This is a genomic window from Rhizobium sp. ERR 1071 (assembly GCF_007828675.1).
Lineage (GTDB): Bacteria > Pseudomonadota > Alphaproteobacteria > Rhizobiales > Rhizobiaceae > Rhizobium > Rhizobium dioscoreae.
The window spans coordinates 92,986-112,739 of the sequence record NZ_VITM01000001.1; the positions used below are offsets into that span (position 1 = coordinate 92,986).

Consider the following 19,754-nt stretch of genomic DNA (forward strand, 5'->3'; position numbering starts at 1 on the left):
CTGACCGCCTCCTTCTCTACAGCGGTCCGGGGAGGTCCGATGTCGTCTTCGATCAATGATAATCTTGCCATCGATCTCGTCGGTTCGTGGAGGCTGACCTCTCCCGACAGCGATCATTCCCTCTCCATGTCGCTGCCCGGTGATATTCATTCCGCGCTACATGCGGAAGGGCTTATTCCCGATCCCTATTTCGCGCGCAACGAAGAAGTCGTGCAGTGGGTTGCCCAGCAGGATTGGGAGCTGACACGCAGCTTCACGCTCGATGATGCCGGCGGCGACTGGTATCTCGATATCGACTATCTCGACACCGTCGCCAGCGTCTATGTCAACGATACGCTCGTGCTGGAGGCCAACAACTGCTTCCAGCGGTATCGCCCCGATGTCTCGAAGGCGCTGAAGGCGGGCGAAAATACCATTCGCATCGTCCTGCATTCGAGCATTTCCGCTGGTGCTGCCCTTCAGGCGAAACAGCCTTTCTATATCCCCTACAGCACTGGCAATTCGCCGATCCCGAATGGCAACATGCTGCGCAAGCCGCAATGCCATTTCGGTTGGGATTGGAACATTGCGATCGCGCCGCTCGGTCTCTATGGCACCATCGCGCTGAAGAAGCTCGAGATCGCCCGTATCGAGAATGTCGTCACCCAGCAGGTTCACAATGATGACGGTTCGGTCGACCTCAAGGTGACGGTGGCGCTGTTTGCCAAGGGAACGGGGATTGCGCAGCTCTATTTCTCGCTCGACGACGAGCGCGTGCGCCTCGATGTCGGCGTCAATGCCGGCGAAACGTCGATCACCCACTTCTTCCATATCGACAAGCCCAGGCTCTGGTGGCCGGCCGGCAATGGCGAGCAGGCGCTCTATGCGCTTTCGGTGGAGACCAATTTCGAAACTGTCACGCGGCAGATCGGCTTGCGCACGGTCGAGTTGATCACCACCGAGGATGAAGCTGGCAGCCGTTTTGCCTTGAAGGTCAATGGCCGCGAGATCTTTGCCCGTGGCGCGAACTGGATTCCGGCCGACGCGCTGTTTTCACGTTCCAATCCGGCCGCGACCGAGGATCTGCTGCAATCGGCCGTCGATGCCAATATGAATGCGATCCGCGTCTGGGGCGGTGGCTTTTACGAGCATGACTGGTTCTATGTCACTTGCGACCGCTTGGGGTTGATGGTGTGGCAGGACTTCATGTTCGCCTGCAATCTCTATCCCTCGACGGGTGATTTCCTCGAGAATGTCGAGGAGGAGGTTGGCTATCAGGTTCGCCGGCTTGCGACGCATCCCTCCATCGTTCTCTGGTGTGGTGATAATGAGCTGGTGGGCGCGCTTACCTGGTTCGAGGAGTCCCGCAAAGATCGGGATCGCTATCTCGTCTCCTATGACCGCCTGAACAGGACGATCGAGACGGCGATGAAGAAGGCTCTGCCGGATGCGATCTGGTGGCCCTCGAGCCCGGCTTCGGGCTATCTCAACTTCGGCGACGCTTGGCATGCCGATGGTTCCGGCGACATGCATTACTGGTCGGTGTGGCATGAGAACAAGTCTTTCGACAATTACCGCTCCGTCCGCCCGCGCTTCTGCTCGGAATTCGGCTTCCAGTCCTATACCTCGCTGCCCGTCATCAAGACCTATGCCGAGGCGAAGGATATGAATATCGCCTCTCCAGTCATGGAGCTGCACCAGAAGAATGCCGGCGGCAACGAGCGCATCGCCGGCACGATGTTCCGCTATTTCCGCTTCCCGAAGGATTTCCCGAATTTCGTCTATCTGAGCCAGGTCCAGCAGGGTCTCGCCATCAAGACGGCGGTGGAATATTGGCGGTCGCTGAAGCCGCATTGCATGGGTACGATCTATTGGCAGCTCAACGACACCTGGCCGGTGGCCTCGTGGTCGAGCCTGGATTACGGCGGCCGGTGGAAAGTGATGCATTATCTGGTGCGGCGCTTCTTCCAGCCCGTATCGGTTGCGGCCATTCCCTCCGAAGACAACAAGACGATCCGCTTCTCCCTGGTCAACGATACCAATGCCGACATCATGGCCGATATTTCGGTATCGCTGCTGAAGCTCGACGGTGAGCGCGTGCCGCTGACGACGGCGCACGCCGTCTGCACGCCGGATGCGGCCGTAACGGCATTGTCGATCGACGCGGATCAGGTGCCGGCCGATTGCCTGCTGGCGTGGCGCTTCACCGCATCGAACGGCATGGGCGGCGAGGGGCATTATGTTCACGGCACCTACAAGGCGCTCGAGCTTCAGCCCGCCGGCCTGACGGTGTTGAGGGAGGAGAAAGAGGAAGATGGGACGATCGAACTCGTCGTCACCGCAAAGGGACTTGCGCTGTTCGTGATGATCGAGAGCGAGACGGACGGACGCTATTCCGACAACGCCTTCGATCTCGCTGCCGGTGAGAGCCGCCGCATCGTCTTCACGCCGGCCAAGCCGCTCACAAGCGGCGTGCCCGAATTCCGCATCTATGATCTGCAATCCAGCCAGTCGGTGCACAGCTAGCCGGTGGCCAGCAACCGACGGATTGAGCTATCGCGCCGTTAAGGCGGCGCTTTCGGGGCCACAAGCCCAAGACAGACGGCCGGGAGGCCATTGGAGGACTATCGATGACGAAACTTGGATTTCAGCTTTATAGCGCCCGCAATTTCCAGCCCTATTCAGAGATCTTCGCCAAGCTCGGCAAGGCCGGCTATGCCGAAGTCGAGGGCTTTGGCGGCATCTATGCCGATCTCGACGAGACCTGCCTCAAGAACCTGCGCGCCGAACTCGACAAGAACGGCCTGCGGATGGCAAGCGGCCATTTCAGCCCGGATTTCCTAGATGGCGAAGTGCAGAAGTCGCTCACCATTGCCAAGACCCTCGGCATGGATTCGATTTATGCGCCGCATATCGGCGCCGACCAGCGCCCGAAGGATGCGGCCGGCTGGCGTGCCTTCGGCAAGCGCCTGCATGAGATGAGCAAGCCCTACAAGGATGCAGGCTTCGAATTCGGCTGGCACAACCACGACTTCGAATTCGTCAAGCAGGCCGACGGCTCGCTGCCGATCGAGCAGATCTTCGAAGGCGCTCCGGATATTTCCTGGGAAGCCGATATCGCCTGGGTCATCCGCGGCGGCGGCGATCCCTTTGCCTGGATCGAAAAGCTCGGTCCGCGCATCACGGCCGTTCACGTCAAGGACATCGCGCCGGCTGGCGAGAACAAGAATGAAGACGGCTGGGCCGATGTCGGTCATGGCACGGTTCCGTGGGCAAAGCTGCTCAAGGCGCTCGCCGGCACCAAGGCCAAGCACTTCGTCGTCGAACACGACAATCCGAGCGATGTCGATCGCCTGATCACCCGCTCCATCGCATCCTTCAAGAGCTTTTGAGGCATTTCCACATGGCTAAGGAACTTGGCGTCGGCATCATCGGATGCGGCAACATCTCAACCACCTATTTCTCGCTCGCGCCGCTCTTCAAAGGCCTGAAGGTGCTGGCCTGCGCAGATATCAACATGGAAGCGGCGCGGGCGCGCGCCGAAGAATACAAGGTCAAGGCCCAGACCATCGACGAACTGCTCGCCAATGACGAGCTCGATGTCATCGTCAACCTGACCATCCCGGACGCGCATTTCCCGGTTTCGAAGCGCATCCTCGAAGCCGGCAAGCACGTCTATTCCGAAAAGCCGCTGGTATTGACGCTGGAGCAGGGCGAAGAGCTGCGTCGCATCGCCAAGGAAAAGGGGTTGGCCGTCGGCTGCGCTCCGGACACCTTCCTCGGCGGCGCCCACCAGCTTGCCCGCAAATTCATCGATGACGGCGGTATCGGCCGCGTCACTTCGGGTGCATGCTATGTCATGAGCCCGGGCATGGAAATGTGGCATCCGAACCCGGACTTCTTCTTCCTGCCCGGCGGCGGCCCGATCCTCGATCTCGGCCCCTATTATGTCGCCAACCTCATCAACCTGATCGGTCCCGTGAAGCGTGTCGGTGCGATGACCTCGATGGCATCGCCGACCCGCACGATCACCAGCCAGCCGCGCAACGGCGAGATCATCCCGGTGAAGACGCCGACGACCATCCAGGCGCTGCTCGAATTCGTCAGCGGCGCGCGGATCACGCTGACGGCAAGCTGGGATGTCTGGTCACACCGCCATGCCAATATGGAGCTTTACGGCACCGAGGGCTCGCTCTATGTGCCCGATCCGAACTTCTTCGGCGGCACCGTCGAGGCGAGCGGCCGCGACAAGGACATCAAGCCGCTGGAAAACTGGGCGCATCCTTTCGGTATCGTCAATCAGGAAAGCCCGAACGGCTCCCGGGCCAACTATCGCACGGCCGGGCTTGCCGACATGGCGGCCTCACTGATCGACGGCCGCGATGCACGTTGCTCGCTCGACCGCACGCTGCATGGCGTCGACGTCATGACTTCGATCCTGAAGTCTGGCGAGGAAGGCCGCTTCATCGATCTGACGACAACCTGCACGCAGCCGGCAGCCCTCGGCATCGAAGAGGCACAAGCGCTCTTGAAGTAAGCGCCGGAAGAGCTAGTTTGCGCGCGGGTGACTAACCCGCGCGCTTTTCATCTCGAAGGAATTCCATCATGGCCTGGCAACCGGCATCCGATCGCTATTCAAAAATGAAATACAACACGACCGGCCGTTCCGGTCTCAAGCTGCCGGCGGTCTCGCTGGGGCTCTGGCACAATTTCGGCGGCGATACGCCGCATGACCGCAAGGTCGACATGTGCCGCACGGCCTTCGACCTCGGCATTACCCATTTCGATCTCGCCAACAATTACGGACCGCCTCCCGGCAGCGCGGAAACCGCGTTCGGCGAGATCCTGCGTACCGATTTCGCCGGCTTGCGCGACGAGCTTATTATCTCCTCCAAGGCGGGCTACGACATGTGGCCGGGTCCCTATGGCGAATGGGGCAGCCGCAAGTATCTGATCGCCTCCTGCGACCAGAGCCTGAAGCGCATGGGCCTCGACTATGTCGACATCTTCTATTCGCACCGCTTCGACCCGGACACGCCGCTCGAGGAGACCTGCGGCGCGCTCGACCATATCGTCCGCTCGGGCAGGGCGCTCTATGTCGGCATTTCCTCCTATAACTCGCAGCGCACGCGCGAGGCTGCGGCCATCCTTAGGGAACTCGGCACGCCATGCCTGATCCATCAGCCGAGCTACTCCATGCTCAACCGCTGGATCGAGGACGACGGTCTGGTGGATACGCTTGAAGATCTCGGCATCGGCTCGATCGTCTTCTCGCCGTTGGCTCAGGGCATGCTCTCGACCAAGTATCTCGGCGGTATTCCGGAAGACAGCCGTGCCGCGCAAAACCACTTCCTGAAGCGCGACTTCATCCGTCCGTCGATCATCGACAATATCAGAAAGCTCAACGAGATCGCCGAGAAGCGCGGCCAGACGCTGGCGCAGATGGCGATCGCCTGGGTTCTGCGCGGCGGCCGTATCACCTCTGCCCTGATCGGCGCGAGCCGTTCGTCGCAGATCGTCGATTGTGTCAAGGCGCTCGATAATCTCGACTTCACCGCCGAAGAGCTGAAGCAGATCGATGTCTATGCCAAGGAAGCTGACATCAATCTCTGGGCCAAATCGGCCGAACGCGATTGAACGTTCTGAAACGCCCGGAACTGGTTTCCGGGCGTTTTACCTTTACCGCTTGCCATGGTCTCCGGAGGAGAGAGTTCATGATCCGCAATCCGATCCTGCCGGGGTTCAATCCGGATCCGTCCATCTGCCGCGTCGGCGAGGACTACTACATCGCGACCTCGACATTCGAATGGTATCCGGGCGTGCAGATCCATCATTCGCGCGACCTCGTGAACTGGACCCTGGTGAGGCGGCCGTTGGAGCGTGCGTCGCAGCTCGACATGCGCGGCGAACCCGACAGCTGCGGCATCTGGGCACCTTGCCTCTCCTATGCGGATGGTCTGTTCTGGCTCGTCTATACCGACGTCAAGCGCTATGACGGCAACTTCAAGGATGCCCATAACTACATCGTGACCTCGCCGACGATTGAAGGCGAATGGTCCGAGCCGGTCTATGTCAACTCCTCCGGTTTTGATCCGTCTCTGTTCCATGACGATGACGGACGCAAGTGGTTCGTCAACATGCAATGGAACCACCGCACGGAGAGCTATGGCGGCTCGCCGAAGACGCCGGCCTTCGACGGTATTCTGCTGCAGGAATGGGATCCAGCGACGAAATCCTTGAAAGGGCCGATCAGGAACATCTTTGCCGGCACGGAGCTGGGACTGGTCGAGGGGCCGCATCTCTTCAAGCGCAACGGCTGGTATTATCTGACCACGGCAGAAGGCGGCACTGGTTACGATCATGCCGTGACCATGGCGCGCTCCCGCGACATTGCCGGGCCGTACGAACTACATCCCAACAAATACCTGATCACCTCGAAGGATCATCCGGAAGCGGCATTACAGCGGGCCGGCCACGGACAATATGTCGAGACGCATGACGGACAGTTCTATCATACGCATCTTTGCGGGCGGCCTCTGCCGCCGCATCGCCGCTGCACGCTCGGCCGCGAGACCGCTCTGCAGAAATGCGTCTGGAAAGAGGATGGCTGGCTCTATCTCGAAAACGGCACCAGCGTTCCCGATGTCAATGTGGCCGGCCTGAACGGTGCGGTGCCGATCGAGAGGCCGCGCCGTAGCGGTTACAATTTCGATCAGGCCAGACTGCCAACGGATTTTCAGTGGCTGCGCACGCCGCAGCCGGAACGCATTTTTAGCCTGACGGACCGCCCCGGCCATTTGCGGCTTTTCGCACGCGAAAGCATCGGTTCCTGGTTCGAGCAGGCGCTCGTCGCCCGTCGCCAGGAGCATCACAGTTTCCGCGCCGAAACGGTCGTCGATTTCCAGCCCGACACCTACCAGCAGGCTGCCGGCCTGACCCATTACTACAATCGCTTCAAACTGCATGCCATCGCCGTGACCCTACATGAGAAGCTCGGCCGCTGCGTTACCATCATGACCTGCGCCGGAGACTATCCGAACGGCCGCCTGAGTTTTCCGATCGACGGTGGCGTCGCAGTGCCCGATGGGCGGATCCAGCTTGCCATGGAGGTGCGGGACAACGATCTGCAGTTCTTCTGGCAGGCCGAGGGCATGGGCGCATGGCAGGCGATCGGGCCTGTGCTGGATGCTGGCGTCATCTCGGATGAGGGCGGGCGCGGCGAGCATGGCTCCTTCACCGGTGCTTTCGTGGGCATGTTTGCTTTTGACACGTCCGGCCGGGCAAAGACGGCGGATTTCGACTGGTTCAACTATGATGAGCTATGAGACTCCAGTGGAGCAGGCGCCTGGCCGAACCAATCGCGCCCATTACGGAATTGTAATTCGACTGTCAGACTCGTTTCATGTCTGTCACGATAAGTTCGCGTGCAGATTCTGAAATGAGGAAACAACCAATGAGAAAAATCTTCACTGTTCTTCTTGCGGCGTCCATCGTCGGAATGCCGCTGGCTGCGACTGCGCAAGTCAAGGCTGCGCCCGCTGGCAAGCAGGCCGTCGTCCAGAAGGAAGTGGTGAAGAAGAAGGTCGTCATCCGCAAGGGCGGTTGGGTCAAGGGACGCCGCCTATCGGTCTCCGACCGCCGCCGCGCAACGGAAATCGACTATCGCGCCTACCAGCTTTCCATGCCTCCGCGCGGCTATCACTGGGTTCGCCTGAAGAACAACTTTCTCCTCGTCGGCATTACCAGCGGTTTGATTTCGAAGGTGCACGAGGCCCGGTAAACCCGGACGGGGCTACTGCCAAGCAAAGCAAGGGCGGGCGAGAACCGCCCTTTTCCGTGCCCTGAAACTTTGGAGCAGCCTGAAACAGAAATCCCCGGCATCTCTGCCGGGGATCGCTTATTCGTTCTTTGTCTATCTCAGCTCAGGCGACCCGCTGCGTGGGCCAGCATGGTGTAGACCTTGCCGGTATCCGATGTGAGATAGGATTGCGTTATTGTCTTGTCGCGATCGGTGCGAGCAACGTCGGTGAGCAGCTTTTCGAAATCGGCGATGTAGCGATCGACTGCGGTGCGGAATTCCGGCTCGCGGTCGTATTTGCGCTTGATCTCATCAAAGGTCTGCTGGCCCTTGAGCGTATAGAGGCGGCGTGTAAACACGTCGCGTTCGCCACGCTGGTAACGGCGCCACAGATCGACCGAGGCGTCATGATCGATCGCGCGGGCGATATCGACCGAAAGCGAGTTCAGCGATTCCACGACATGGCGCGGGTTGCGTGCAGCAGGAGCAGGAGGCTGTTCAGCCGGCGCTTTCGGTGCCGGTTGACGGGCTGGCTGGAGACCGGCGTTTTCATCGCGCGATGCGCCACGCAGCAGATCGCTGATCCAGCCGCCGCCGGCTGCTTCCTGACGGACAGGAGCTGCTGTTTCCGCCGGACGCTGCGGCTGTGCCGCCGGGCGCTCGGCCGGGATCGACCCGCGCAAGCCGAGTGACTCGATCGAGGGCGGCTGCGGCTGCGGTGCCGGGCGCTGTGCGGGCTGCTGGGCGACCGGCGGCGGTTGCACCGGTTGCTGCGGAGCAGGTTGTTGCTGCCGCGGAGCTGCAGCTGCCGGGGCAGGTGCGGCGGGCTGCGGCCGTGGAGCAGGCTGTGCTTCGGCCAGCGCGCGAGCGGTCGGCTCGGAAATCTCCAGCTGCTGCGTCGAGCGGCCAACAATTTGCGAGATGTCCTGCAGGGCCTTGATCTGTTCAGCAACGGCGCGACGCATGGCGGCGGCGCTCTCCTTCGCTTCTTCCGGAAGGTCGAAGGCACCCCGCTTCAGTTCGCTGCGGGTGAGGTCAAGCTCGCGGCGAATATCACCGGCCGAGCGGCGGATCTCATCCGTCGCACCGGCGAAGCGGCCGATTGCGTCATCGACCGCAACGCGCAGGGTTTCGCGCAGCTGCTGGGCGGCCGTCTCGGAGGTCTTGCCGGCGTCGGCGAGCATTTGCTCGACCTCTGACAGCGAGGCCGTGAGACCGCCGCGCAGGCGATTGGTGAGATCGCTGGAGCGGCGCTCGGCATTGGCGAATGTGTTTTCGACAGCCTGGTTCGCTTCCTCGCCGGCCTTCTGCAAGGCGGCGCGCATGTTGTCCGCCGCATCTTCGGCGCGTTTCTCGGCGTCGGAAAGAACGCGGCCGATATCGCCGAAGGAAGACTGCACGTTCTGGCGAAGGTTGCCGGTCACCTGGTTCGACCGCTGCTCCGCCCGATCGAAAGCTGTTTCGACCATCGAGCCGAGGGCGCGCATGGTGTTTTCGATCTCCTCCGAGCGCTGAACGAGGCCGACGGCCAGATTCTGCAGTGCCGTTTCGCGCTCTTCCAGCGTCGATACGAGGTTTGACTGGGCGGCGCCCAGGAGCTGGGATGCCTGCGTCAGCACCTTGGAGTGATCGTCGAAACGACCGACGATGCTGCCGACCTGCGACAGGGTCTGGCCGGTTATCTCCGACAGCTTGTCGACCTTGCCTTCGAGGAGACGGCTGGAGGCGGAAACCATCTCGCCGGCCTTCGCGGCAGATTCGGCGAAGCGCGACGAGGTTGCGGTGAGGCGATCGTCGACGTTTGCGAATTCGGTGGCCGCATTGGACAACAGGCCGGCAATCGCCGAGTTGTTGTCCGCCAAGCGCGCAATGATGCCGTTGACGCTTGCAAGCAGGTTGTTTTCGAGCGCGCTGACCGTGTTGACCGCATGCTCTGTGCGCGATGAGATCGCGTTGATGAGAGCGGCGTTTTCAGCGCGCAGGCGCTCCGTGCTTTCCTGAGCTGCTGCAGAGATAAGAGCTGCAGCTTCCTGACCCGTTGCCGCGTAGCGATCAACGATCGGGCGAGCCTTTTCGTCGATGAGGCGCGACAGCTCGGTAGAACGTCCGGCAAGCATCGAATTCAGCTCGCGGGTACGCTCGTCAAGCGAGGTGCGGATGGATGTGCCACGGGCTTCCAGCGCCTTGTCGACATCGGCAAGCGTCGAGCCGATTTCACGGGCTCGCTCTTCCAGAGAGCTGCGGATCGCGGTGCTGCGCTCGTCGAGTGCGCGCTCGACCTGGGCCATGGAGGCAGCAATCTGCTCGCTGCCGCCGGCAAGCGTGTTGCGAATAGCTGCGCCGCGGGCTTCCAGCGATTGTTCCGCGGAAGACAGGGCCTGGGAGATCGTATTGACCTGATTGCTGACGAGCCCCTCGGCTTCGGCGACCTTGTTGACGATCGCATTACCGGCTTCCGAGAAGGTCTGGGCGACGGCCGCAGCCTGGCTTGCCAACCGGTTCTGCGTTTCCGAGACACGGTTGACGAGGTCGTTGGAGCGCTCGGTCATGGCGCGGGCGAAGGCATCACTGTGGTTGCCGAGGTTTTCGGCGAATTGCTGGCCGGTGTTGGCGAGCAGCTCGGCCGTGCGCGTCGCCTCCGTGTCCATGCCTTGCGCGGCGTCGGCGACGGCCGTGCGCAGCGTGGTGGCCAGATTGGCGGCCTTGCCTTCGATCGTGCGATTGACGGCTTCGAGGCCGACATTGAGGGCACGGTCCATGGTTGAGAGGCGCTCTTCGATGCGGGCGGATGCCTGGCTGCCGCTGTCGTCGATCTTCGCCGCGCCACTCGCCAGCGTATCGGAGAGGCGGTTGCCGGCAGCGTCGACCTGAGCGGCAACGCCTGTAACACCTTCATTGATGCGGTTTTCAAGAGCTGACAGGCTAGCCTCGACCCGCGAGCCGGTCTCGGCAAAGCGGTTCGTCATGCCGTCGATCGACTGGTTGAGGTTGGACGAGAAGGTTTCGGCCGAGCGCGCGATGTCGCCTGCGGCCTGCTGGATACGGCCGGCAATGTCGCCCGCGCCGCTATTCAGCCGCTCTTCCAACATCCTTGCGCTCGCGTCGATGGTCTGACGCAGAGAAGCCTCGCGATCTTCCAGCGACATTTCCAGCATGCTGGCGCTGGTAGCGATCGAGGTGCCGATAGCAGTCGTCTGCTCCATCAGCGTATTGTCGATCTGCGCATGGGCGTCACGCAGGGCGAGATTGATCGCATTGCTGCGATCTTCCAGCGTGGAGCGCATACGCTCGTAGGCCGAGGCCAGGTTCTGATCCATCTGCGACAGACCGGCACCGAGGGTGTTTTCGAGCTGACGGGTGGTGGTGCCGAGAACGGTCTCGACGCGATCGCTGTTGCTGCCAAGCATTTCGGAGAGGGCGCTCGTATGGGCAGCGAGCGAGCGGTCCAGGCGATCCTGGTTTTCGCTATAGGCGGCACGAATGGCATCCGCCTTGTCGCCAAAGGCGCCGGCGACGCGGGACTCTGCGCCGGAGACGCTGTCCAGGAGTGCGTTGGCGCGGTCTTCCAGGGCGCTTTCGAAACGGTTCTGGTTTTCGGCGAGCGAGATCGCGAAGGCCATGCTCTTGTCATCGAGCGTGTTGGTCAGTGCCTCATGACCGCTGGTGACGGTATGGGCAATGGCCTTGGCGCTGTTGGAAAGAGTGTCTTCGAGCTTCGCGTGGCCTTCCGAAAGGGCGATAGCCAGGGCCATCGTCCGGTCGTCGAGGCTGTTGACGATCCTGTCGTGAGTGCCGGCAACCGTTTCGGAAAGGGCGTCGAGACGGCTCGATACCGCATCCTCGAGGCGTGACTGGGTGTCGGAGAGCGAAATGGCAAGCGCCATCGCCTTGTCGTCCAGTGCGTCGGCCAGCGCGTTGTGGTTGCTGCTGAATGCGTTGGTGATCGCCTCGGCGCGGTTGGCAAGCGTTGCTTCAAGGCGCGACTGGCCGGAGGTCAGCGCATCGGAGAGTGCCCGTGTCTTGCCTTCGAGCGTATCGGCAACGCGTTCGGCGTGGCCTGAGACGGTGTCTTCGAGACGGGCCTGAGCCTCCGACAGCGCGATGGCGAGTGCCATCGTCTTGTCGTCCAGCGTGGCGCCGACGCTTTCCGCATGGCCGGAAACGGCGTTTTCAAGGCGGGCCTGGCTTTCGGAGAGGGCAACGGCCAATGCTATCGTCTTGTCATCCAAAGTGCTTGCAACGCTTTCCGCGTGTCCGGCTATGGTGCTTTCCAGGCGGGATTGGCTTTCACTCAGCGCGATGGCGAGCGCCATCGTTCTGTCGTCCAGCGCCTCGGTCAAAGCATTGTGGTTGCCTGCAAATGCCTTGATGATCGCCTCGGCGCGGTTGGCGAGGGTTTCTTCGAGACGAGATTGGCCGGAGGTCAGAGCGGCCGCGAGCGCACTGGTCTTGCCTTCGAACGTGTCGGCGACGCGATCGGCGTGACCGGCAACGGTTTCCTCCAGCCGGGCCTGGCTCTCGGAAAGCGCGATAGCGAGCGCCATCGTCCTGTCGTCGAGGGCATTGGTGACGCTTTCGGCGTGACCGGAGACCGTGCTTTCGAGACGAGCCTGACCCTCGGCGAGCGCACGCGCAAGGTCCTTGGTCTTCGCATCCAGGGTACCGGCAACGTGTTCCGCATGACCGGAAACGGTGTCTTCCAGGCGGGATTGGCCCTCGGAAAGCGCAATAGCAAGCGCCATCGTCTTGTCGTCGAGCGTGTCGGCCAGCTTGCTATGGGTGTCGGCCATGGCACTGTTGATGGCATCGGCGCGGCTCGCCAGCGTGTTTTCGAGGCGCAACTGGCTTTCGGCCAGCGAAATGGCCAGCATCGAGGTGCGTTCGTCGAGCGCGGCGGTCAGATGCTCGTGGGAACCGCTGACGGCATTGGTGATCGCTTCCGAACGTTCGGCAAGCGTCTGTTCGAAACGAGACTGGTTGTCTGCCAGGGCGCCGAAAAGCGCGTTGCTGCGAGCGGCCATCACGGCGTCGACGCGCTCATGGGCGGAACTCAAAGCCTGCGTGATCTCGCTGGTGCGGGCAGAGAGGGTATTGTTGATGTCATTGGCGCGACCGGTGAAGGCCGAGGTCAGTTCTTCCGTGCCACTTTGTAGAGCGGCGGAGACGTCGCGCGTAACACCCTGCACGGCGGAGGTGAAGGCGCCGGCATGCGACGCGAGCGTGGTGTTGAGTTCGCTCGTGCCCGAGGTGAGGGCCGAGGAAATGCCCGTCGTGGCGTTCTGCAACGCCGACGTGATCTCGTTCGCCTTGGAACCGATGGCGCTTTCGAGCACTTCCTGTCCGGTTGCCAGCGTCGTTGCCAGTGCGAGGGACTGATCGGTGAGATGCGAACCCAGGCGCTCGATGCTGGAGGTCAGGATGCCTTCCAGCGCATCGGAATTGCTGCCGAGCGACTGATTGATGCGGGCGAGGCTTTCCGTGAGCTTGGTGTCCAGGGTGCCGGCGCGCTTGTCGAAGGCCGAGGTGAATTCCGATACACGCTCGTCGAACGCCGTCGAAAGCTGCGCGATGGTCGACTGGAAGCGCTCGTCGAAGAAGCCGGAGCGCAGATCGATGTCCATGATGGCATCATCTGCGGTCGACTGCAGGCTTTGACGGAAGCTCGCGCCCTTTTCGTCGAGGGCCGTGTTGAGGCGGGACAGAACAGTGTCGAGCGTGTCGGTAATGGAGCGCTCGCCCCCGGTGAGGCTCTCGCTGATTTCCCGGGTGCGGGCAACCAGCGTCTCGTTGAGCTGGCGCGCACGTTCGTTCAGTGCAGAGTTCAGCTTTTCGGTGTTGGCATCGAGCGTCGACGCGCGCGTTTCGAACTGGCCGAGCAGCGCGTTGCCGCGTTCGGCAAGGGTCGAGGACAGAGATTCCAGGCGGGTGTCGAATTCGTGGCTGAGAGCGAGGCCCGAAGCGTTGAGGTTCTGAAGCAGGCTGTCTGTCTTGGCGGAAAGCAGGGTACCGAGGGCCTGGACGGCGGAATCCGACTTCTCCATCAGCGCGGCGGCGCGCGTATCGATCATCGATGCGAAGGCTTCGCCCGAAGTCGAGAGACGCACGGCGATTTCCTCGGTCGCCAGCGACAGGTCTTCCTTGATCTGATCGTGCACGCCAGAGATTGACGAGCGGATCCGCTCGGCGTGATTGACGATGGCGTCACGCTCGGTACCCAGCTCGTGGACCAGGCTGCGCACGCGCAATTCGTTGTCGGCGTAGCTGCGCTCCAGCGCATTGACCTCGGTATGGACGAGGGTTTCGAGCTCCGTGGCGCGCGCAATGGTGCGTTCGATGCCTTCGTTCATGGCCGAGACTTCGCGGCGCACGGCCTGACCGACCGTCATGATACGCTCGGATGCAACGGTTTCCGGCTCGACGAGACGCAGAGCGACTTCCGCCATGGAGCGGGCGGCATTGCGCATGTCGTGCGCACGCGAAATCATCATGCCGAAAGCATAGAAGAGCAGCACCGGAACGATGATGCCGACTATGCAGGCGATGACGCCTGGAAGGGCTGCGAGATCCGCGATCGAATGGATGTTTCGGATCTGCGTGCCATAGAGCATGAAGGCGAGGCCGGCGCCGCCGATGATCCAGAACAGCGAGAAGATCGTGGCGTTTCGCACCGCGTGGCTCTGCGAGGCTCCGTCGAGCGCTCTCAATATGCTAGCGGAACTCGCCCGGCTGCCGTCATTGGCGGCTGCAAGGTTCGGGTTCTTCGGCGCCTCGGCGGGGCGGGGCGGGGTAGAAGGGGCGGCGGTGCTGCGTGCGCCGCCATTCTTGCGGGCGGCATCATCCCTGGTCTGCTTTATCGGCTGTTTCGGCGGCTCAGACACATTTCGCTCCGGGACATCGGGCGTAGTGCCGCTGCGGGACTCCAAGCTCTCGTCACTGAAATCGATCTGCAGCGCTTCGTCCAATGCCTGAAAGGCCTTGTCCTCGACCGACTCGATGTACTTTTTGTTCGCCATGCGGTTACGCCTCGTTACAACTCACTCGGGCTTGCCGTGTCTTTTCCGGTAATTCCGCCGCGTCCGGAAAAGACGAACCCTGCCTCCCGCGGGTCTTCCGCCTTCGATCAACATCGAATTTGGATTTCCCATTACATTCAGAGTGGATAACTGGTTTTTCAAACGGGTGTTATGAAAACATTACCATCATCCACTTCCGGGGCAAAGGCATGTGCCATCTACCCAATTTACTAGTATCGTAGTGACACATTCCCCCAGTCATGACAATTAATTCCACCTTAAAGCCAGTGGATCGTTAAGGTGACATTAACCTTGTTTATCTGTTCAATGCCATGAAAACCCAAGATTTTGAGCATGTTTAACGCACGTTAACCATGTCTGGAGTTTTCGGCCCTCAATGTGCCAAAATTTAACTGGATGGCCATGCCCGAGCCGCAACTATGCGGCAGGTCCCTAAAACAGTCATAGATAAATGACGGGAGCATTGGCACATGGCAGCTTTGAACATCGCATTTGAATCTCCTGATAATTCGCGGGGCGCGGCTCCGTCGCGGGAGCGGGCGATCGATCTCGTCCATCTCGGCAAGCAGACGATGGGCGACAAGGCACTTGAGGTCGAGGTGCTGCAGATGTTTGCAAGGCAGGCCCGTTCCTGTCTGCAGGAGATCGGCAGCGGCGATCCCAAGCGAGTGGAGGCCGCATCGCACAAGCTGAAGGGCGCTGCCAGCGCCGTCGGTGCCTTCCGCGTGGCGGATGCGGCTGGAGCGCTCGAAAGCAATGTCGGCGACGCCGCTCACATGGCAGCGGTCACAACCAGCGTCATCGAGGCCGAAAACTTCATTTTGAAGCTTTCGCGCTGAGCCGATCCGCTTGCCGATCAATGATGTGCACCCTTGCGCCGCCGGACGGGACAAACCGTTTCGGCGGCGCAAATGTTGACTGCCCCATCGATTTGTTGGAAGTAAAATTCCGATCACCCTTCATTCACGAAATATCGGAATTCACCCACATGACCAAATTGACCATCGTCGCCTTCGACGGGACGCGCTTTGACCTCAATGTCGACGAGGGCTCCACCGTGATGGAAAATGCCGTACGCAACTCCGTTCCAGGCATCGAAGCGGAATGCGGCGGTGCGTGCGCTTGTGCCACCTGTCATGTCTATGTCGATGAGGAATGGACCGAGAAGGTCGGCGGCCCGGAAGCCATGGAAGAAGACATGCTCGACTTCGCCTTCGACGTTCGTCCAAACTCGCGGCTCTCCTGTCAGATCAAGATGAAGAGTGCGCTGGACGGCCTTGTCGTCCACGTGCCGGAGCGGCAGGCCTAACACCTGACCTCTGGCACGTCCCGCTCGATCGGTTGCGATAATCCTGCTGAGGGTCGAATGCCCAAAAAAGATGCCCCGCTCAGCTGGTGCAGCGAGCGAGGCGAGGCGGGCGCATCACCGCAGGCAAGGGAGGAAACACCTGCGGCTTCAGGACGCGCCAGGAGAACACTTAGCGCATGCTTTAAGAAACAAACCCGACTGCGCCGAAGAGCGAAGAAACCCGCCAACGCAGGTACTCAAAATCGATCCTTTTGCGACATCCGCCCGGTCTTCTTCGAATCAACCAGTGCGTTTGTCTCTGTAATTGATAGGAAAAACCTATTTCAGATTCTCGTAAAGTTCAAAGAGCGACGAGATCACACGATTCACAGGATATAGTGACTGATTTCCCACAGTTGGCGCTTCTGATCGCCTTTTGCACCGAAGGTAGTTTTTGAAAGGCTACTGCCGGGCACCTTGGCGGCTGCGATAGTGGAGCAGCCTCTGCATCCGGCTCGTAAAATTGATCGCTTCGATGCGGTCGAAGCGCGCCTGATCGGCATCGTGCCGGTCGGTTTCCCGCGACGTCACCTCATTCGCCTTTTCCTGAAGCGCATCACAATTGCCGGCTGACGGCAGAGATAGGATCTGCCTTTCCATCTGCCGCGCATGTTGACGGGCGATTTCGACATGCCGGTCCTCATGGCGCCGGATATCGGCGGCCAATGTATCCCAGATCATGGAAAGCTGCTTGGAGGCATGCCGCCGGTCACGCCAGCGCGGCAGAATGATTTCCGTATCGACCGTAACCTTGACGCCGGAAATATAGCAGCGGCCGTTTGCTTCGCTGTAGGTCGCATTGCCGCCGAAGCGGATTCTCGTCGCACCGGGATGGTGACTGCTGGAGCCGATCGCCAGCGGTCCGCGTTGGTTCAGAGCGGCATCGAGCTCGTCGGCGGTGCTGCCCATGATGTCGAAATAGGAAATGGATTTGCGGGCGATGACTTCCGCGCCGGCTACATTGGGTATGCAGAACGCGAGCAGCAAAGCACACGAAAGACTGAACTTATGGGATGCAAGCGGCATTCGTGTCGCTACCATGTTGAACTTCGGCGAACCTTGCGGCATAGCCACTGTGAGCGCAATATCAAGCGCGAGGTTTTTTCCTTTTCAATGGGATGGACGGTTCGTGACGGAGCTTCGCAGCCAAACCTGGCATGTCGCGCATGGCCGCAGTATCGATGTCGGCGGACAAAGCGTCATCATGGCTATCGTCAATGTGACGCCGGATTCCTTTTCCGACGGCGGGCATTATGAGGCCGTCGATGCGGCCGTTGCCCATGCGCTGGCCTGTGTCGAGGACGGGGCCGGCATCATCGATATCGGCGGCGAATCGACCAAACCGGGTGCCGCCGCCGTCAATGCCAGCGAGGAGCAGGGGCGGGTACTGCCCGTCATCGAAGCCTTGCGCGGCAGGACCGATGCGCTGATTTCCGTCGATACGTATCGCGCCGATACGGCGCGATTGGCGATCGGCGCCGGCGCGCATATCGTCAACGATGTGTTCGGTCTGCAGCGCGAGCCAGATATTGCTACCGTGGCGGCGCAAACGGGTGCTGGTCTCTGCATTATGCATACGGGGCGTGAGCGGCAGAAGCTGCCTGATGTGATCGATGACCAGCTTTTCTTTCTCAATCGCTCGCTGGAGATTGCCGCTGCGGCCGGCGTCGACAGGCAGACGATCGTGCTCGATCCGGGCTTTGGCTTCGCCAAGGAGGATGCCGAGGAAAATCTCGAGCTGATGACGCGTTTCAATGCTCTGCTGCGCTTCGAGCTGCCCCTGTTGGTCGGCACCTCGCGCAAGCGGTTCGTCGGCACTATAACGGGTCGCGACGCAGCCGATCGGGACGTCGGCACTGCCGCAACCAGCGCGATCCTGCGGTTGCAGGGGGCTGCGATATTCCGCGTGCACAATGTCGCAATCAACAGGGACGCGCTGGCGGTTGCGGATGCTATTCTCAGGACGCGCGCGAGACTTAAAGCATAATGCTCGAATGCAGGGAGCGGTTTTCGGACCCGATCGCGCCTGTTCGAAACGGAGAGACGCCATGAGCGCTGTGACATACACCATTACTTTGCAGAATTGCGCCTTCTTTGCCCGGCACGGCGTCCATGATGAGGAGGAATTCCTTGGCCAGCGCTTCTTCGTCGATGCCGAACTCGATGTCGAAGCCGGCGATGCGCTGGAGCGTGATTCGATCGATGACACTGTCAATTACGGCATCGCATTCAGCGTCATCGAGGAAATCGTGACCGGGCGCCGACGCTATCTGATCGAGGCGCTGGCGCTCGATGTGGCGAAGGAACTATGCCGTCGTTTTCCGGGTATCCGCCGCGCCAAAATCACGGTACGCAAGCCCAATGCCCCGGTTCCGGGCGTTCTCGATTATGTGCAGGTGAGCATTGAGCATTTTGCCTGAAGGTGTAGCCGTGCGGACGACGCTCGGTTTGGGTGGCAATCTGGACAACCCGGTCCGCGCCATGGCGCTCGCCTTGCGCATCCTGGATGCGCGTGCCGATTGTCAGGTGATTTCGGTGTCGCGGCTTTATCGTACGCCGCCCTGGGGCAAGACGGACCAATCCTTCTTCTACAATTCCTGTGCTGCGGTCGATACGACCCTCACGCCGGAAGCCTTGCTGGACGTGTGCCTCGACATAGAGCGGCAGATGAAGCGGGTGCGGATCGAGCGCTGGGGGCCGCGAACGATCGATATCGATGTGCTGACCTATGGAGATCTGGAACAGGTCGAGCCGCTGCTCACCATTCCGCATCCGCGAATGGTCGAGCGCGGTTTCGTGCTGATGCCGCTTGCCGATTTCGCCGCGGATCTTGTGGTCAATGGGAGGGCAATCGCCGATTGGCTGCGGGATGTTGATGTCGAAGGTATCGAGGTCGCGGACGAAAACCGTGACTGGTGGCGAACGGCCTGAGCTGGACCATATGACTATAAAGAGAAAGGCCGGCAAAATTGCCGGCCTTTCTCTTTGTGAGTTGTTGTCGGACGCTTACTGGATCGATCCAACCGCGATCTGGTCGACGTCGGCGCGCTTCAGCGTGACGCCGATGACTGGCACCATCTGTTCGCCGACCTTCACCGAAATGGTGACGTTCATCGACTTGCTGTCCGGAACGCGGGCGATCATGGCACCGTTCAGCTTCTGACGGTTCAGTCCGAGAACGACGGTATTGTCGTTGACTGTGCCGGAGGTGACATCGAGGCCCTTGCCGGCCGCACCATCCAGGAATTTTCCGCTATAGGAGCCGCCGCTCTGCGTGATCTCGGCCGACATCGGCTGCTGGAAGACGCCGACGCGGCAGGTGCCGTCGAGCTTGACGCCGGCGCTGCTGCCATCGGATGGCTTGCCCGTGAGATTGCAGGTGAACTTCGTGCCTTTGTACTTGCCGGCAACGATCTCGCCGGGGCCGCTCCATGTGCCCGAGATCGACTGGAAGAACGCCTTGTCGCGGGGAGCCGCTTCGGCTGATTGCGTCCAGACGCCGGTGGAGATGGCTGCGGCGGCAAGGCTGCTTACAAGAAGAAATCGACGCGAAAACATGGACATTCCCTAGCGAGGCGAAACCGTGAAACTGGTT

Annotated in this window: 14 protein-coding genes; 11 read left to right on the forward strand and 3 right to left on the reverse strand. The window is 60.9% G+C overall.

Going from position 1 to position 19,754, the window contains the following annotated elements:
- Positions 1 to 39: 39 nt before the first annotated feature.
- The 6 genes from FBZ99_RS00435 (at position 40) to FBZ99_RS00460 (ending at position 7,759) form a co-directional block, all read left to right on the forward strand.
- Positions 40 to 2,505, forward strand: a complete 2,466-nt coding sequence (locus tag FBZ99_RS00435; RefSeq protein ID WP_145630999.1) for a beta-mannosidase — start codon at positions 40 to 42, stop codon at positions 2,503 to 2,505.
- 104 nt (positions 2,506 to 2,609) lie between these two features.
- Positions 2,610 to 3,371 carry a sugar phosphate isomerase/epimerase family protein gene (locus FBZ99_RS00440; protein ID WP_145631000.1) on the forward strand — a complete coding sequence of 254 codons (762 nt, stop codon included), beginning with the start codon at positions 2,610 to 2,612 and terminating at the stop codon, positions 3,369 to 3,371.
- A gap of 11 nt (positions 3,372 to 3,382) precedes the next feature.
- Positions 3,383 to 4,516, forward strand: coding sequence for a Gfo/Idh/MocA family protein (locus tag FBZ99_RS00445; RefSeq protein ID WP_113390928.1), 1,134 nt, complete (start codon positions 3,383 to 3,385; stop codon positions 4,514 to 4,516).
- A 68-nt stretch (positions 4,517 to 4,584) separates the two neighbouring features.
- Positions 4,585 to 5,616 carry an L-glyceraldehyde 3-phosphate reductase gene (mgrA, locus tag FBZ99_RS00450; protein ID WP_145631001.1) on the forward strand — a complete coding sequence of 344 codons (1,032 nt, stop codon included), beginning with the start codon at positions 4,585 to 4,587 and terminating at the stop codon, positions 5,614 to 5,616.
- Between the two features lie 77 nt (positions 5,617 to 5,693).
- Positions 5,694 to 7,304 (forward strand): glycoside hydrolase family 43 protein, encoded by a 1,611-nt coding sequence (locus FBZ99_RS00455; RefSeq protein ID WP_145631002.1) that lies wholly within the window; start codon positions 5,694 to 5,696, stop codon positions 7,302 to 7,304.
- A gap of 128 nt (positions 7,305 to 7,432) precedes the next feature.
- Entirely contained in the window at positions 7,433 to 7,759 is a 327-nt protein-coding gene (locus tag FBZ99_RS00460; RefSeq protein ID WP_145631004.1) for an RcnB family protein, read from the forward strand.
- Positions 7,760 to 7,896: 137 nt separating this feature from the next.
- Here FBZ99_RS00460 and FBZ99_RS00465 read toward each other — a convergent pair whose 3' ends face one another.
- Positions 7,897 to 14,790: a hypothetical protein gene (locus FBZ99_RS00465; protein ID WP_145631005.1), complete on the reverse strand. Its 6,894-nt coding sequence runs from the start codon at positions 14,788 to 14,790 to the stop codon at positions 7,897 to 7,899.
- Positions 14,791 to 15,281: 491 nt separating this feature from the next.
- Between FBZ99_RS00465 and FBZ99_RS00470 the strand changes: the two genes are divergently transcribed.
- Together FBZ99_RS00470 and FBZ99_RS00475 are read left to right on the forward strand one after the other, a co-directional pair.
- Positions 15,282 to 15,650, forward strand: coding sequence for an Hpt domain-containing protein (locus tag FBZ99_RS00470; RefSeq protein WP_113389954.1), 369 nt, complete (start codon positions 15,282 to 15,284; stop codon positions 15,648 to 15,650).
- A gap of 149 nt (positions 15,651 to 15,799) precedes the next feature.
- The gene (locus FBZ99_RS00475) at positions 15,800 to 16,120 is read left to right on the forward strand and encodes a 2Fe-2S iron-sulfur cluster-binding protein (RefSeq protein WP_015340086.1); all 321 of its coding nucleotides are present in this window, start codon (positions 15,800 to 15,802) and stop codon (positions 16,118 to 16,120) included.
- Positions 16,121 to 16,561: 441 nt separating this feature from the next.
- On the opposite strand, the gene FBZ99_RS00480 is transcribed toward FBZ99_RS00475, so the two are convergent.
- Entirely contained in the window at positions 16,562 to 17,185 is a 624-nt protein-coding gene (locus FBZ99_RS00480; protein ID WP_145631778.1) for a DUF922 domain-containing Zn-dependent protease, read from the reverse strand.
- A 103-nt stretch (positions 17,186 to 17,288) separates the two neighbouring features.
- Between FBZ99_RS00480 and folP the strand changes: the two genes are divergently transcribed.
- From folP to folK, 3 genes are all read left to right on the forward strand, one after another.
- Positions 17,289 to 18,146, forward strand: a complete 858-nt coding sequence (gene folP, locus FBZ99_RS00485) for a dihydropteroate synthase (RefSeq protein ID WP_145631006.1) — start codon at positions 17,289 to 17,291, stop codon at positions 18,144 to 18,146.
- A gap of 61 nt (positions 18,147 to 18,207) precedes the next feature.
- Positions 18,208 to 18,579 (forward strand): dihydroneopterin aldolase, encoded by a 372-nt coding sequence (folB, locus tag FBZ99_RS00490; RefSeq protein WP_069613040.1) that lies wholly within the window; start codon positions 18,208 to 18,210, stop codon positions 18,577 to 18,579.
- Entirely contained in the window at positions 18,563 to 19,090 is a 528-nt protein-coding gene (gene folK, locus FBZ99_RS00495; RefSeq protein WP_442966420.1) for a 2-amino-4-hydroxy-6-hydroxymethyldihydropteridine diphosphokinase, read from the forward strand. Before folB ends, folK begins: the two co-directional genes overlap by 17 nt.
- Positions 19,091 to 19,165: 75 nt before the next feature.
- Here the strand turns inward: folK and FBZ99_RS00500 are convergent, their stop codons facing one another.
- The gene (locus FBZ99_RS00500; protein ID WP_145631007.1) at positions 19,166 to 19,717 is read right to left on the reverse strand and encodes a hypothetical protein; all 552 of its coding nucleotides are present in this window, start codon (positions 19,715 to 19,717) and stop codon (positions 19,166 to 19,168) included.
- Between the last annotated feature and the right edge of the window lie 37 nt (positions 19,718 to 19,754).

What these genes read in the sequence shown, in the direction of transcription:
- FBZ99_RS00500 (WP_145631007.1), bottom strand. Translation starts at nt 19,717, where the DNA reads ATGTTTTCGCGTCGATTTCTTCTTGTAAGCAGCCTTGCCGCCGCAGCC.
- FBZ99_RS00440 (WP_145631000.1), top strand. Translation starts at nt 2,610, where the DNA reads ATGACGAAACTTGGATTTCAGCTTTATAGCGCCCGCAATTTCCAGCCC.
- FBZ99_RS00480 (WP_145631778.1), bottom strand. Translation starts at nt 17,185, where the DNA reads ATGCCGCTTGCATCCCATAAGTTCAGTCTTTCGTGTGCTTTGCTGCTC.
- FBZ99_RS00455 (WP_145631002.1), top strand. Translation starts at nt 5,694, where the DNA reads ATGATCCGCAATCCGATCCTGCCGGGGTTCAATCCGGATCCGTCCATC.
- FBZ99_RS00460 (WP_145631004.1), top strand. Translation starts at nt 7,433, where the DNA reads ATGAGAAAAATCTTCACTGTTCTTCTTGCGGCGTCCATCGTCGGAATG.
- FBZ99_RS00435 (WP_145630999.1), top strand. Translation starts at nt 40, where the DNA reads ATGTCGTCTTCGATCAATGATAATCTTGCCATCGATCTCGTCGGTTCG.
- FBZ99_RS00470 (WP_113389954.1), top strand. Translation starts at nt 15,282, where the DNA reads ATGGCAGCTTTGAACATCGCATTTGAATCTCCTGATAATTCGCGGGGC.
- mgrA (WP_145631001.1), top strand. Translation starts at nt 4,585, where the DNA reads ATGGCCTGGCAACCGGCATCCGATCGCTATTCAAAAATGAAATACAAC.
- FBZ99_RS00465 (WP_145631005.1), bottom strand. Translation starts at nt 14,790, where the DNA reads ATGGCGAACAAAAAGTACATCGAGTCGGTCGAGGACAAGGCCTTTCAG.
- FBZ99_RS00475 (WP_015340086.1), top strand. Translation starts at nt 15,800, where the DNA reads ATGACCAAATTGACCATCGTCGCCTTCGACGGGACGCGCTTTGACCTC.
- folB (WP_069613040.1), top strand. Translation starts at nt 18,208, where the DNA reads ATGAGCGCTGTGACATACACCATTACTTTGCAGAATTGCGCCTTCTTT.
- FBZ99_RS00445 (WP_113390928.1), top strand. Translation starts at nt 3,383, where the DNA reads ATGGCTAAGGAACTTGGCGTCGGCATCATCGGATGCGGCAACATCTCA.